The sequence below is a fragment of the Halostagnicola bangensis genome (assembly GCF_054653435.1).
On record NZ_BAAIGG010000002.1, the window covers coordinates 713,206 to 726,421 of the forward strand.

At 62.4% G+C, this 13,216-nt stretch carries 12 protein-coding genes and 1 pseudogene; 4 read left to right on the top strand and 9 right to left on the bottom strand.

All coding sequences use genetic code 11. From position 1 onward, the window contains the following. Positions 1–43: 43 nt before the first annotated feature. The 4 genes and pseudogenes from ACYQ14_RS05215 to purB form a co-directional block, all read right to left on the bottom strand. Positions 44–1,696, bottom strand: coding sequence for a class I adenylate-forming enzyme family protein (locus ACYQ14_RS05215; protein WP_459885525.1), 1,653 nt, complete (start codon positions 1,694–1,696; stop codon positions 44–46). A gap of 165 nt (positions 1,697–1,861) precedes the next feature. Next, positions 1,862–2,275, bottom strand: a complete 414-nt coding sequence (locus tag ACYQ14_RS05220) for an outer membrane protein assembly factor BamB family protein (protein ID WP_459889989.1) — start codon at positions 2,273–2,275, stop codon at positions 1,862–1,864. Between the two features lie 162 nt (positions 2,276–2,437). Continuing rightward, positions 2,438–2,800: pseudogene (locus tag ACYQ14_RS05225) on the bottom strand (outer membrane protein assembly factor BamB family protein); the annotation flags it as partial. Positions 2,801–3,249: 449 nt separating this feature from the next. After that, positions 3,250–4,635 (bottom strand): adenylosuccinate lyase, encoded by a 1,386-nt coding sequence (gene purB, locus ACYQ14_RS05230; protein WP_459885528.1) that lies wholly within the window; start codon positions 4,633–4,635, stop codon positions 3,250–3,252. A gap of 168 nt (positions 4,636–4,803) precedes the next feature. Between purB and purH the strand changes: the two genes are divergently transcribed. Beyond that, the gene (purH, locus tag ACYQ14_RS05235) at positions 4,804–6,441 is read left to right on the top strand and encodes a bifunctional phosphoribosylaminoimidazolecarboxamide formyltransferase/IMP cyclohydrolase (RefSeq protein ID WP_459885531.1); all 1,638 of its coding nucleotides are present in this window, start codon (positions 4,804–4,806) and stop codon (positions 6,439–6,441) included. 105 nt (positions 6,442–6,546) lie between these two features. Here the strand turns inward: purH and ACYQ14_RS05240 are convergent, their stop codons facing one another. After that, on the bottom strand, positions 6,547–6,906 hold the full coding sequence (locus ACYQ14_RS05240; protein WP_459885534.1) for a hypothetical protein: 360 nt from the start codon (positions 6,904–6,906) through the stop codon (positions 6,547–6,549). Between the two features lie 205 nt (positions 6,907–7,111). Between ACYQ14_RS05240 and ACYQ14_RS05245 the strand changes: the two genes are divergently transcribed. Beyond that, positions 7,112–7,930, top strand: coding sequence for a glycerophosphodiester phosphodiesterase (locus tag ACYQ14_RS05245; protein WP_459885537.1), 819 nt, complete (start codon positions 7,112–7,114; stop codon positions 7,928–7,930). A gap of 137 nt (positions 7,931–8,067) precedes the next feature. Here the strand turns inward: ACYQ14_RS05245 and ACYQ14_RS05250 are convergent, their stop codons facing one another. Further along, a complete protein-coding gene (locus ACYQ14_RS05250; RefSeq protein ID WP_459885539.1) occupies positions 8,068–8,928 on the bottom strand; it encodes a universal stress protein in 861 nt (286 codons plus the stop codon). Between the two features lie 587 nt (positions 8,929–9,515). Between ACYQ14_RS05250 and ACYQ14_RS05255 the strand changes: the two genes are divergently transcribed. Further along, entirely contained in the window at positions 9,516–10,259 is a 744-nt protein-coding gene (locus ACYQ14_RS05255; protein WP_459885542.1) for an SIMPL domain-containing protein, read from the top strand. A 32-nt stretch (positions 10,260–10,291) separates the two neighbouring features. Here ACYQ14_RS05255 and ACYQ14_RS05260 read toward each other — a convergent pair whose 3' ends face one another. Next, positions 10,292–10,828, bottom strand: a complete 537-nt coding sequence (locus ACYQ14_RS05260; RefSeq protein ID WP_459885544.1) for a hypothetical protein — start codon at positions 10,826–10,828, stop codon at positions 10,292–10,294. 114 nt (positions 10,829–10,942) lie between these two features. Beyond that, positions 10,943–12,016: a glutamine-hydrolyzing carbamoyl-phosphate synthase small subunit gene (gene carA / locus ACYQ14_RS05265; protein ID WP_459885547.1), complete on the bottom strand. Its 1,074-nt coding sequence runs from the start codon at positions 12,014–12,016 to the stop codon at positions 10,943–10,945. A gap of 99 nt (positions 12,017–12,115) precedes the next feature. On the opposite strand from carA, the gene ACYQ14_RS05270 reads away from it, so the two are divergent. Next, on the top strand, positions 12,116–12,529 hold the full coding sequence (locus ACYQ14_RS05270; RefSeq protein ID WP_283834388.1) for an Lrp/AsnC family transcriptional regulator: 414 nt from the start codon (positions 12,116–12,118) through the stop codon (positions 12,527–12,529). Positions 12,530–12,677: 148 nt separating this feature from the next. On the opposite strand, the gene ACYQ14_RS05275 is transcribed toward ACYQ14_RS05270, so the two are convergent. Beyond that, on the bottom strand, positions 12,678–13,163 hold the full coding sequence (locus ACYQ14_RS05275) for a DUF1850 domain-containing protein (protein ID WP_459885551.1): 486 nt from the start codon (positions 13,161–13,163) through the stop codon (positions 12,678–12,680). Between the last annotated feature and the right edge of the window lie 53 nt (positions 13,164–13,216).

Sequence of the window (13,216 nt, forward strand, 5' to 3'; positions counted from 1 at the left end):
CGAACCGAACGCAAACTCTCGAATTCGAGAGCTCCCGAGCCGTCTAGAGGTCGTCAGTTCCTGACTCGAGCGGTTCGTCCAGCCGCTCCTCGAGATCCTCCTCGAGTTTGTAACGCTGTACCTTCTGCGTGGCGCTGCGGGGCAGTTCGTCGACCGTGAATATCCGCCGCGGGTGGGCGTAGGTCGCGACGTAATCCAGGGAGAACTCCCGCAGCTCTCGTTCCGTGACATCTGCGCCCTCCTCTAAGACGACGTAGCCGACCGGCGCTTCGCCTTTGACCTCGTGTGGCGCGGCGACGACGGCGGCTTCGGCGACATCGGGGTGTTCGTAGAGCGCGGATTCGACCTCCGCGGGGTAGATGTTCTCGCCGCCAGCGATGATCATGTCATCGGCGCGGTCAACCATCCAGAAGTAGCCGTCGGCGTCGACTCGAGCGATGTCCTCGGTGTAGAACCAGCCCTCGTCGTCGAGCACTTCGGCGGTCTTCTCGGGCTGGTTGTAGTAGCCCTCGAAGACGTTGTCGCCCCGAATCGCGAGTTCGCCGGTGACCGCCTCCTCGTCCTCGAAGTCGATCTCCTCGCTGGGCGTCGGGTGGAGATCGTCGTGTCCGACGATCGTCTCCCTGGTGTCCGGATCGACGATCTTCAGGTCGATTCCCGGCAACGGCGGACCGATACAGCCGGCTTCCTTGTGGACCCCGATGGAGGGCTCGAGCGTTCCCGCAGGGGAGGTCTCGGTCATCCCCCACCCTTCGAGGACGGGCGTCTCCCAGGCCTCTTCGATCGTCCGGCGGACGTCCTCCGCGAGCGGTGCCGCCGCGCAGGTAACATCCTCGAGCGAGGAGAGATCGTACGCGTCGGGGTTCTCTCGGTACTCGCGGAACATCATGGTGTACATCGCCGGAACGCCGGCGAATTTGGTGATCTGATGTTCGTCGATAGCGGTCAGCATGTTCTCGGGTTCCGGCTTCGGCTGGAGGATCATCTTCGACCCCGAGTAGACGAACGAGCCCAGCAAGGCGTTGAGCGCGTAGATGTGAAAGAGCGGGAGGACGAGCAACAGCGAGTCCTCGGGACCGACGGCGAGCCCACCCTTGCTGTAGCTGCCGATCGTCGACAGCAGGTTTCGATGGGAGAGCATCACGCCCTTGGGCTGGCCCGTCGTCCCGCTGGTGTAGGGCTGGGCGGCGATGTCGCCGTACTCGCGCTCGACCTGTTCGAACTCGTCGTCGGCCTCCATCAGCGCGTGCGAGTAGTTGATGATTCCCCGCTCGACGTCTTCGACGCCGGAGAGAAACAGCGTCTCGATACCCGCCGCGTCCGCCAGCCCCTGGGCCTCGTCCGCGAGGAACGCTGAGGCGATCACCACGTCGGGACCCGCGTCGTTGATAACGTAGGCTAGCGTCTCGGGATCCATCCGCAAATTGAGCGGCGTCGCGACGGCACCGGCTTTGATCGCCCCGAAGTACGCTGCCGGAAACTGGTTTGTGTTCGGGATGAACAGTCCGACCCGGTCTCCGGGTTCGACGCCGTGGTCGACCAACACGTTCGCGACCTTGTTCGACTCGGCCTCGAGTTCATTGTAGGACTGCTCCATCCCCATGAACGAGAACGCCGTCTTGTCACCGTACCGGTCCGCCGACATCGTCGGGAGCGTTCCCATGTGCTCGACCCGCTCCCCGTGATGGTACATCATGGCTTGGGAGTTAATTCCACACAATTGTTAATAAACGTACGTACAACTCGAGTAAACTCGTCTCGAGTGAAAATCGGCACGTCGTCGACCGGATCGCTCGAGACCATGGGTGTGTTAATCCCAGGAAACCGTCTCTCGATCGGATTCGGACTGCTTCGCCAGAATCTAGGCCGAAAGCGAGTAGAGCGTCCCTTCGGTGGTCGTCACGTACAACGATTCGTCGACGGTCGCCATCGCTCCGATATCTCCGTCGACGGTCGTCGTCCAGCGCTCCGTTCCGTCGTCGGCATCGTACGCGTATACCTCGTTGCCAGCGTTACAAACGTACACCACGTCGTCCGTGGCGACCGGTCGGAGGTCCGTCGGCCGCGGCTCCTCGAATCCCTGATCCCACCGTTCCGTGCCGTCTTCGGCGTCGAGAGCGACCACCGTCGGCTCGTACTGATACTGATCCTCGACTCGATCGACTGCCCGGAACCGCACGAGGTACAGTCGACCGTTCGCGACGGCCGGCGGGGTCGCTCGAGCGTCGATCTCGTAGTTCCACCGGTGGGACCCGTCCGGCGCGAACGCGCTCATCTCCCCGTCGTTGCGATCGTGCGTTCCCTCGCCCGGCGCGTACACCGCTCCGTCGCGCGTCGTTGGCCACCCGTGGAAAAACTTCGACGGCTGTCCTTGCCACTGCGCTTCGGGCAGCCACGACAGGTATCGTCGAACGGTCGAACGACCCGGGTCTCGAGCAGTGATCCCCGACGAATCGAAGTGATACAGGTGTTCGGAATCGGTTGCGACGACCGGGGGAGCCCCGGACGCTCCCCACTCCTCGGCCGTCCATCGAACGCCTCCATTTTCGGTGTCGAATGCTCGAGCAATCTGTCGCTGTGCGTGTCCGTAGACGGTCGGTCCGGCGACGACGGGGGGGAGGGGGCCCGGAGGAACGTCGTCCGCTATCGTCTGATTCCACCGCTCGGTTCCGTCCGCAGCGTCTAGCGCGTGGATGACGCTCGTTCCATCGCGTCTGTCACCGCTACGGCTGGTCGCATACACCGTGCCGTCGACCGTTGCACTGCCGTAGTAGGACGTCTCGCCGTCGACGTGCCAGCGATCCGTTCCGTTGCATCCAGCGCGCGAAAGCCGTCACCGCCGACGTAGACGGTGTCGTCGACGATATTCGGCGTCGGCGACGTTCGAACCGAGTACCGATCCGGATCGTCGGACAGTGACACCTCGTACTGAACCGTCGGTTCCGAGACGATCCCGGTCGCGTGTGGATTGTAGCCGCTGTGACCGGTATCGTGGGAGCTAAAGCGCCAGTTAGCGCTGTCGTCGTACGTTTCGATTTCCGCCGTGCTAGAAAGTCACCCGGCGAGCGCTCCGAAACTGCCCGCGGACGTCGTCGCGAGTAAATGTCGCCGAGAGATACGTTCCCGATTCATGACGAATTGGTCGCTGATGAGGATTTATTTTCATATTTACACTTATATCTTTGGAGAAGTTGGAAACGCTCAGTTGGATGACTGCAACGAGTGGATACGACCGACTGACCCCTTCGATCACTCGAGATCGTCGACTAGATCACCAGCGACGCCGGTGTACCCCGCTGGCGTCAGCGCGTGGAGTTCCTCCCTTACGTCCTCGTCGACCTCGAGTTCGTCGAACATCGCGCGAAAGTCCTCGAGCGAGACGTCTTTGCCGCGGGTGACCGCCTTAACGTGTTCGTAGGCATCTTCCTGCCCCTCGCGTCGCAGGATCGTCTGGACCGCCTCGCCGATGATCTCCGGCGTCGACTCGAGTTCTTCGCGCATAACGTGCTCGTTCGGGACAACCTTCTCGAGGCCGGCGGCGGTCTTCTTGTAGCCGATGAGGCAGTGTCCGAACGCCGTGCCGATGTTCCGCTTGACGGTCGAATCCGAAAGATCCCGCTGGAGCCTCGAGGTCGTGATGTAGTCCGCGAGGAAGGTCAGATCCGAGTTCGCTTTCGAGAGGTTGCCCTCGCTGTTCTCGAAGTCGATCGGGTTGACCTTGTGGGGCATCGTCGAGGACCCCGTCTCGCCTTCGACGGTCTTCTGTCCGAGATAGCGATCGGAGACGTAGAGCCACATGTCCAGGTCGAGGTCAAGGAGCACGTCGTTGACGCCGCGGAAGGCGTCGAACAGCGCCGCGAGGTCGTCGCAGGGGTTGACCTGCGTCGTGAGCGGTTCGAACTCGAGGCCGAGGCCGGTGACGAAGTCCTCGGCGAAGGCCTGCCAGTCTACCTCCGGGTACGCCGCGACGTGTGCGGCGTAGGTGCCACTCGCACCGCCGAGTTTGCCCCGAAGGTCACCGGCCGCTTCGCGAACGCGGGCGGTCGCTTTGCCAAGGCGAGCGGCGTAGACGGCCATCTCCTTGCCGAACGTCGTCGGCGTCGCGGGCTGGCCGTGGGTTCGGGCGAGCATCGGAAGATCCCGGTGCTCTCGAGCCATCTCCGCCAGCGTATCCTGCAGATCGTACAACTCGCCCAACAACACGTCCTCGACGGCGTCTCGGACGAGCAGGCGATGGGCGAGGTTGTTCACGTCCTCGCTCGTGAGTCCGAAGTGAATCCAGGCCGAGGCGTCGCTGTCCTCGGGGAGCTTGTGCCGGATAAAGTACTCGACGGCCTTCACGTCGTGGTTCGTCGCCTCGAACTCCTCGTAGCCCTCGGTCTCTATGGTCTTGATCAGCCTCGCGTCCTCCTCGGCGAAGTGGTTGTAGAGGCCGCCGAGCTGAGTCCGTTCGTCGGTGTCTATCTCGAGCGGCGTCGCCTCGCAGTCGGCGAGCGCGATCAGGTACTCCACTTCGACTCGGACGCGAGCGCGCATGAGCGCGGCTTCGCTCGCGTACGGCGACAGCGGTGCGGTGCGACCGCCGTACCGGCCGTCGAGCGGAGAGACGGCGTACAGCGCGTGGGTATCGGTCATGCTCGAGCATCCTCCAGCAGGGTCCAAAAGCGTATCGAAACGAGGGGCCACGAGTGTGCATATCGACCGGGCTTGATCGGCAACTTTCTCACATAGGTATCCACATTCGTGGATACATCCCCGCTCGAGACCGCAACCACTTTCCCGTTTGCGAGCGCGGGTCCGAGTATGACCCGAATCGCCGGGATGGCCGGCAACCGTGGACGGAACCTGCTGAATATCGCCGAACTCGCGCCGGGCGGCGCGGAACTGGCCGTTATCCTCACCAACAACGAGGACGCGCCGATCCTCGAGTCGGCGGCCGACCGCGGAATCCCCACCGAGGTCGTCCCGCTCGAGGAGGAGATGAGCCGAACCGAACACGAAGAAGCCGTCCTCGAGGCGCTCGCCGACTACGAGTTCGACCTCGTTTGTCTGGACGGCTACATGCGGATTTTGACGGATACGTTCCTCGACGCGTCCCCCACGACGTTGAACGTTCACCCCTCCTTGCTCCCGTCGTTCCCCGGCATGGACGCCTGGGGCGACGCCCTCGAGGCTGGCGTCTCGACGACCGGCTGTACGGTCCACATGGTCACCGATGCGACCGACGACGACGGGAACGTTCTCGAGAGCGAGGTCGACGGCGGCCCGATCGTGACCCAGGAACCGATCCCGATCTACGAGGGCGACGACGAGGACTCGCTCGCGGATCGAATCCTCAACGAGGGAGAGTTCCGAGCGTACCCGCGTGCGGTGAAGTGGTTTGCAGACGGCGCGGTCACGGTCGACGAGGACGCCGAGACGGTCACCGTCGAGGCCGACGTCGCAAGTACCGACGCCGAGGATCACGACGGGCTTCCGGAACGTCGACTCGTCTCGAACGATCGACTCGAGACGCTTCGCTACGGCGAGAACCCGCATCAGGACGCGGCGGTGTACACCGACTACACCTGCGACGAAGCCTCGGTGGTCCACGCCGAGCAGTTGAACGAGGGCGCGAAGGCGCTGTCGTACAACAACTACAACGACGCAGACGGCGCGCTCAACCTGATCAAAGAGTTCGACGAGCCCGCCGCGGCGGTCATCAAGCACACGAACCCGGCGGGCTGTGCGACCGCCGATTCGCTCGCCGAGGCCTACGAAAAGGCCCTCTCGACGGATCCGATGAGCGCCTTCGGCGGTATCGTCGCGCTCAATCGCGAGTGCGACGCCGAGACCGCCGAACAGGTGATCGACTCGTTCAAGGAAGTAGTCGTCGCACCCGGCTACAGCGAGGACGCGCTCGAGATTCTCCGCGAAAAAGAAAATCTGCGGATCCTCGACGTGGGCGAACTGGGTGCGCGGTCCGACCGGTTCACCGAAAAACCCCTCGTCGGCGGTCGACTCGTGCAAGAACGAGATTTGCAGTCGGTCTCCGTTGACGACCTCGAGGTCGTCACCGAGCGCGAGCCGACCGAGGACGAACTCGAGTCGATGGTGTTCGGCTGGCAAACCCTAAAACACGTCAAATCCAACGGTATCTTGTTCACGAAAGGGACCGAAACCGTCGGCGTCGGGATGGGACAGGTCTCTCGAGTCGACGCCGTTCGACTGGCGGCGATGAAGGCCGACGAGCACGCCGAGGGCAAGGACGCCGAGGGAGCCGTGATGGCCTCGGATGCCTTCTTCCCGTTCCCTGATGGGATCGAAGAAGCCGCGGAGTCGGGCATTGAAGCCGTCGTTCAGCCCGGCGGCTCGGTCAACGACGAGGACGTGATCGAAGCCGCGGACGAACACGGCATCGCGATGGCGTTTACAGGCCAGCGTAGTTTCAGACACGATTGAGCGAAGCGAAGAGCTACAAACGCGGGTTTGGACGTTTCGGCGTCTCAGACGACTTCTGTCGCGTCGAACGAGTATAGTCCGCGCCGATAATCGACTCCTCGTGAGTTACCGAGACGCCGTTTTGAAGCCCTCCAAGAGGATCCGGAACCCGCGAACCAGAACGAGACTGAGAAGGTAATAAAATCCGAGCAACGCGGCGAAGACGGCAACCTGTTCGAGGATTGGAATCGAAAACAGAACGTTGAGTCGCAACGGTTCGAAAACGATCGCCCTGATCGCCGTCACCGGGACGTAGACGAACAGTCGGAACAGGAACTCGAGTTCGTCGAGAACCGTAGTCGGGAGGCCGAAGGGCTGTCGAAAGGAGAGGACGGCGAGAACGGTCGGAACGGAAACAAACAGGACGAACACGGAGATGACGGGGCGGTCGCGTATCCGATCCGAGAGACGCTCGAGTCGGCTCATGCCGTCTGATTGGATCTCTGACACCAAATCAATTCCGTTCCGGGAATTCGTGACCGACCGGTGGTGTGACGAGAGAGACCGCTGCTGATCGGATAGACGCCCATACAACACCCTACAGAAACACCATTTGTTACGGACGAGCCATACTTACTGGGTTTGAGAACGGTCTCGAGTATTCAAATAGGGACGGTCCGTACGTTCGAGTATGACTCCCCGCTTTTCGCGACTGCGCTCTCGACGGCGGTTTCTCGCCGGCCTCGGAGCAGGTGTCACGGCAGTCTCGGCGTGGGGATTGTCGCCGCTCATCACGTCGGGCGAGGTGCCGCGGGATCGACCACGGATCGTCGGTCACCGGGGTGCAGAGGGACTCGCGCCGCCGAATACGCGAGCAGGCGTTCGGCGGGCCCTCGAGGTCGGCGTCGACGGAGTCGAACTCGATATCCGAGAGACCGCCGACGGCGAACTGCTCTTGTTTCACGATCCCGTCCTCGACTGGGACTCCTCGGGAACGGGATGGGTTCAAAACACCGACTGGGACGATATCCGCGGTTCCGAGATCGATGGCGAACCGCTCATCAGGCTGTCAGAGGCGCTCGAGTTGATCGAAGACGCCGACCGAGAACTGTCACTGTACGCGGAACTCAAGGAAGGTGGGTACACCGATCAGGTGCTCGAAACGGTCGCCGACTACGGCCTCCTCGATCGGCTGACGGTCATTTCGTTTTCCGCGGAGGTAATCGAGCCTGCACAGGAAGCCGGGATCCCGACCGGGCTGGTCGGATCGGCTCCGACGCCGTGGCTAACCGACGATGCGGCCGCGGCCGGAGCCGATATCGCCTTCGCACACTACGCGCCACACGCCCTCCCGAGGTTCGTCAGAGACACTCAGGAAGAAGGACTCACCGCGGGCGTCTGGAAGCTCATCGATACGGAACAGACGATTCGTGACGCGATCGAAGCGGGCGCAGATATCGTCGTGACCAACTACCCGGACAAAGCCCTCGAGATCCTCGAGCACCACTAATCCAGTGTTGCAGAACCGGATAGACAGCTGGTAGTACGAGCCCGGAAGGTAACCGTACATAAAGCAGATCGGAAACCAATAGCGCCCGCAACTGCACTCACAGTGGTAGCTCCCGGACGGTACATTTTATACTATCGTCAGACTAATCGGTCTCGAATCCGTCTCCAGAGCGTTTCCGGGACGCCCTGTCGACGCTTCACCATGATAACCGCGCTGTCGGCTTCTCGTCCGATTTCTTCCGGAACGTTGCCGACGAGCACTCGCCGGAGGACGCCGCTTTCAGCCGCCCCGATGACGATCAGGTCGTGATCGTCCGCCCGCTCCGTGATCGTCTCGACCACCGGTCCCTCGAGCACCGTCTCGGAGACGGACTCGACCGCGCCGAGCTCGCTCGAGGTTCGGGTCAGCAACTCGCGGCCGGCTTCGACAGTTTCCTCAGTTCGGTCGGCGACGACGTGAACCAGTTCGACGCTCGCCTCGTGCGCTCGAGCGAGGGTCCCGGCGACGGTCGCCGCGTCGGTCGTGTTCGGCCCGCCGGCAACGGGGACCAGAATCGAATCGACCGATTCGCGATCGCGATCGATCCGCTTGACGAGCACGTCACACGGTGCGTCCGCGAGGATCTCGTCGATGTAACTCCCGAGGACAACGTCGCGACGGCGAGGCCGACCGCGCCATCCGAGCAACACCGCGTCGACGTCCTGGGACTCGGCGACGTCGATGACGCCGCCCGCGACGTCGCGACCGAACCGGACCCGGCCTGTCACCGGAACGTCCGCCTCTCGAGCGATGTCGACCGCGTACTGGACGATCTCCTCGTGCGATTCGACGTCGAGTTCGTCCTGTGCTTGCTCGAGCGTGAGCTGCATCGGTACGTCGACCACGTTGAGGACGAGGATCTCGAGGTCGCGGTCTCGAGCGATATCGATAGCGGTCGTGAGCAATCGATCCGCGGTCTCCGGATTGGCGACGGGCACGAGAAGGCGATTAGTCGGCATACTCGACTCTCCGTAAGGGTGACACGCCTGCGGGCTTAAGTCTCCCGTCGAACGACCTGACGAAAGCAGTGTCCACTTGGAGATGAGGGGGGCGGGGCCGAGAGTGCGACTCCGCGAAACTCACGTGGAGCCGTACGACCCTACGGAAGAGCACGCTCTTCCGAGCAGCGAGGGATCGGTGGTCCCTCGAGCAGTCGGTGTGCTCACAAATCGAAGGTTTGTGGCATCACGAAACGGCATAATGAATTAGCTAAGTTCTGGGAATGGGGTCTACCCCACTTATCGGCAGCTGGGGCCTGTAGTGGTACTCCCTCGTACAGCTGTTCCCAATACTTCTCTCGATCATTAAGCCGTTTCGAACGACTTCGCGCCGACGACCTCGCGAACGCGTCGCGCTCGCTCAACGGGGAAGGCCTGCATTGCTGACTGCGGTGCTGTAACGCCTGGCGGAGTGAAGGGACGAGGGTCTGTGCCGCCGTATTGGCAGACTTCCAAGGACCAGAAATGATAGTTCAGTCATCAAGTAATGGTCAAACGCCCGTTTCAGCTTGGGAAGGTGCTTTTTGTCAGTCCCTCGAGCGAACACCATGGACAGACGACAACTCCTCGCGGCGACGGCCGTCGGCGTGGCCGTAACGACAGCGGGATGTCTCGGCGATATCGTCAGCGGTGACGGCGGCGATAACGGCCAATCGACCGGTGCGGCCGACTCGAGCGACAATGAGATCGAAGTACAAGCGAGCGGCGACGTCGAAACCGAGCCGGACGAGGCCGTCGCAAGCGTCGGGATCGAAGCGACCGGCGACAGCGCTGACGAAGTCAACGGCGAACTCGCGGAGCGATCCGAAACGCTCCGAGAGGCGTTCGAGGACCTCGAGATTCCAGATGAGAACATCGAGTCGGGTCGGTACAACATTCGAGAGGAACGCAACGGAACTGGCTACGAGGGGAGCCACTCGTTCCAGCTCCAGATCGACGATGTGGACCGCGTCGGCGAAATCATCGACGCCTCGGTCGACGCCGGAGCCGACGATATCGGTCGGGTGAGTTTCGGCCTGAGCGACGAGTTGCGCGCGACAATGCGCGACAATGCGCTCGATCACGCACTCGAGAACGCCGACGACGAGGCCGACCACATTGCGGATAACCGCGGTGTCGAGATCACCGGAACGAAGTCGGTTTCGACGAGCAACGTCGACGTTGTGCCGGTGCGGTACGACGCCGGCGCGGACGTCGCCGAAGCGGACGACGCGGCGGCCCCGAGTACGGATATCGATTCCGGCCCGGTCAGCGTGAGAGCGAGCGCGACGGTCGTCTATTCGTTCGAATGACAGGCGACGTAACCCCAACCCTAACCAAAAACTCAGTCGTCCGGCTGATCAACGAATTCGTCGTAAAATTCCGCCGAGAGGTGTTCGCGCTGCCACTGGTGTCTGTGCTCGTCCTCGAGTACCGACGCCCAGACGGTGAGCACGATCAGACACGCACCGAGTCCTGGAACGGCGACGATCACCGTCGTCACCAGCGGTTCGAAGACGAATAGCCCGACGAATCGATCGACGAGCCCGCTGATATCCGGGCCGAACAGCACCCAGCGAGCCGGAAACGGGGCGACGATGACGATCACGAGCGGGTAGGCGAGCGTGTTCAGGACCGGACCGCCGTAGCCGCGGACGAACGCGAGCGAGAGATACGTCCAGACGGCGATGGAGCCCGCAATGGCGCCGACGCGCTGTTCCGTAATGTTCGTCTCGAGTGCGACCACCGACGGGTCGCCGTAGACGGCCCACACGCCGCCGAAGTAGCCGATCCAGAAAACGACGACCGCTCCCGCCACGGTGAGCGCGTGCTGGAGACGGCTCTGGGTGGTAAAGCTCTCGAGTCCGAGCGGCCGGTTCATTACTCGGGGTGAGGGACGAGCGACTGTTGAAGGTTGCGAGTTCGACGCTCTCGAGATCGGTGGAAAACGGCGGATAACCCCTCAGTGGTCGAACGAAAGAACGAACAGAACCGCTCAGTCGTCAGCGGGAACTGCTCGAGGGGACGTCTCGCCCATCGCCAGCACGTCGTCGAAGAAGTCGAGCGTATCCTGCGGGCCGGGGTTGGCTTCGGGGTGGTACTGACGGGTGAGCACGTCGTACTCGACTCCGTCGAGTCCCTCCGGCGTGTCGTCGTTGACGTTGATCTGGGAGACCTCGAGGTGCTCGCCGGGTTTGGCGACGGTGTAGCCGTGGTTCTGGGTCGTCATGACGACCTGTCCGGACTCGAGGTCGAGCACGGGCTGGTTGACGCCGCGGTGGCCGAAAGCCATCTTCTCGGTCGAGCCCCCGAGCGCGCGGGCGACGACCTGCTGGCCGAGACAGATACCCGCGACGGGCGTGTCTTCGACGAACTCCTCGACGAGTTCGACCGCCTGTTCGTAGTTTGCCGGATCGCCGGGGCCGTTCGAGATGAACAGGACATCTGGGTCGATTTCGGCGACCGTCTCGACCGACGAGTCGTGGGGCAGGACGTGAACCGTCGCGTTGCGTTCGACCAGCGAGGAAACGATCGAGCCCTTCGCGCCGCAGTCGACCAGCGCGACCGTTTCGCCGTCGTTGTCTTCGCCGTGGACGACGGGTTCGTCGACGCTGACCTGCTCGCCGATTTCGGTGTGATCGCTCATACCCTTGCAGGCCTCGAGTTCCTCGAGTGCGTCTTCGGGGGTCACGTCCTCGCCGACGGCGATTCCGCACTTCATCGCGCCGCCGTCGCGGATGTCGGTGACGACCTCTCGGGTGTCGAGATGGTCGACCGCCGGGACACTTTCGTCTGCGAGCCACTCCGAAACGTCCTCGGTGAGTTCTCGGGCGATAACCGCTCGCGGGTGGACGCGATCGGACTCGAAGCGTTCCTCTCGGACGCCGTAGTTGCCGATCAGCGGGTACGAAAAGGTCAGGACCTGCTCCTCGTAAGAGGGGTCGGTGAGACTCTCTTCGTATCCAGTATAGGCTGTCGTGAAAACCAATTCCCCACGAGCTGTTCCCGGAGCGCGACCACGCCCCTCGAGAACGTGGCCACCCTCCAGTGCTACGTAGGCAGCTGTCATTACGAACTACGTATTTGTGCGACCATCATAAGTGTTGTCTTCGAAGCTGAGTTACGAAATTCGTAATCGGTAAGTGTTCGACGGGCGAAGGGAGACTCCATGGACGAGTTGGACCGGCAGATCCTGAACGTCCTCCGGTGGGACGCCCGGACGCCGTACACCGAAATCGCGGACGAGGTGGGGACCAGCGAGGGAACGGTGCGCAATCGCGTCGAGCGTATGATGGACGAGGAGATCATCGAGCGGTTTACCATTTCGACGCGAACCGGGAACGTCAAGGCGATGATCGAGGTCAGCGTCGCGGTCGACGTCGACACGGCGAACGTCTCCGACCGAATGGCCGAGTGGGAGGAAGTCGACTTCGTCTGGCAAGTCTCGGGCGAGCAGGACATCGTTCTCGTCGTCGATGCGGCGGACACTCGAGGCGTCAACGAACTCATCACGAACGCGCGCGAGCAAGATGAGGTCGTGAGTACGAAAACGCGGCTCATTCTCGACGAAGAGCTAGGCTGATTCGAATCGGCGATCGAGCATCAGTCGTCGACGTCACCGGTCGACGGAGCGGAGTTGCTCGAACGATTCGAGAAACGACGCATCTCACCGTTGTTGTGCCTGCGTGTCGGTCAAAGCGGTACTCGATCCTTTGTTCGTCTGAACGTTTCTAGCGGTCACCCAGTACGGTACCGACCGACCTCTCGTCAACGAACAGTACGACGTAACCGTCCGCGGCCTCGACCAGGTCGTAGCGCTCGTCACCGACGACGAGTTCGTGGCCAGCGATTTCGCCCGGGACGACGGATAGGTTATCGTACGTTTCGCTCCCTTCCACGACGTATCCCTCCTCGGTACGTTCTACGTCCTCGGTCGGCAGACCGGCACCGAACGAGTGAAATACCGACCGTTCGCCTCGCAACGCGGTTTCCTCGACGACATAGACATCCTGTACCGGCGTTTGCTGTACGCTGTGGGTGTACGCGAGTGTCACCTCGTCTCCTTGATCGACGGCGATTTCGAAGAGCCGCTCGTCCGACTCGCCGTCGGCAACGACGAGCGTATTATCGGCCGTCGCCGCCGAACTCGCGACGACAGTCGCTCCGGACAACGCGAGGGCGGACGCCACGAGTCGTCGTCTGGTCAACGTAGCCATGAAACGGATATGTTACCACTGATCAATCGGCTGGGGATGTCCACCTCGACACC

Bases quoted from the DNA above. Each gene is read 5' to 3' on its own strand.
- purH (WP_459885531.1), top strand. From the start codon at position 4,804: ATGACCCGAATCGCCGGGATGGCCGGCAACCGTGGACGGAACCTGCTG.
- carA (WP_459885547.1), bottom strand. From the start codon at position 12,016: ATGACAGCTGCCTACGTAGCACTGGAGGGTGGCCACGTTCTCGAGGGG.
- purB (WP_459885528.1), bottom strand. From the start codon at position 4,635: ATGACCGATACCCACGCGCTGTACGCCGTCTCTCCGCTCGACGGCCGG.
- ACYQ14_RS05270 (WP_283834388.1), top strand. From the start codon at position 12,116: ATGGACGAGTTGGACCGGCAGATCCTGAACGTCCTCCGGTGGGACGCC.
- ACYQ14_RS05260 (WP_459885544.1), bottom strand. From the start codon at position 10,828: ATGAACCGGCCGCTCGGACTCGAGAGCTTTACCACCCAGAGCCGTCTC.
- ACYQ14_RS05215 (WP_459885525.1), bottom strand. From the start codon at position 1,696: ATGATGTACCATCACGGGGAGCGGGTCGAGCACATGGGAACGCTCCCG.
- ACYQ14_RS05255 (WP_459885542.1), top strand. From the start codon at position 9,516: ATGGACAGACGACAACTCCTCGCGGCGACGGCCGTCGGCGTGGCCGTA.
- ACYQ14_RS05275 (WP_459885551.1), bottom strand. From the start codon at position 13,163: ATGGCTACGTTGACCAGACGACGACTCGTGGCGTCCGCCCTCGCGTTG.
- ACYQ14_RS05245 (WP_459885537.1), top strand. From the start codon at position 7,112: ATGACTCCCCGCTTTTCGCGACTGCGCTCTCGACGGCGGTTTCTCGCC.
- ACYQ14_RS05240 (WP_459885534.1), bottom strand. From the start codon at position 6,906: ATGAGCCGACTCGAGCGTCTCTCGGATCGGATACGCGACCGCCCCGTC.
- ACYQ14_RS05220 (WP_459889989.1), bottom strand. From the start codon at position 2,275: ATGAGCGCGTTCGCGCCGGACGGGTCCCACCGGTGGAACTACGAGATC.
- ACYQ14_RS05250 (WP_459885539.1), bottom strand. From the start codon at position 8,928: ATGCCGACTAATCGCCTTCTCGTGCCCGTCGCCAATCCGGAGACCGCG.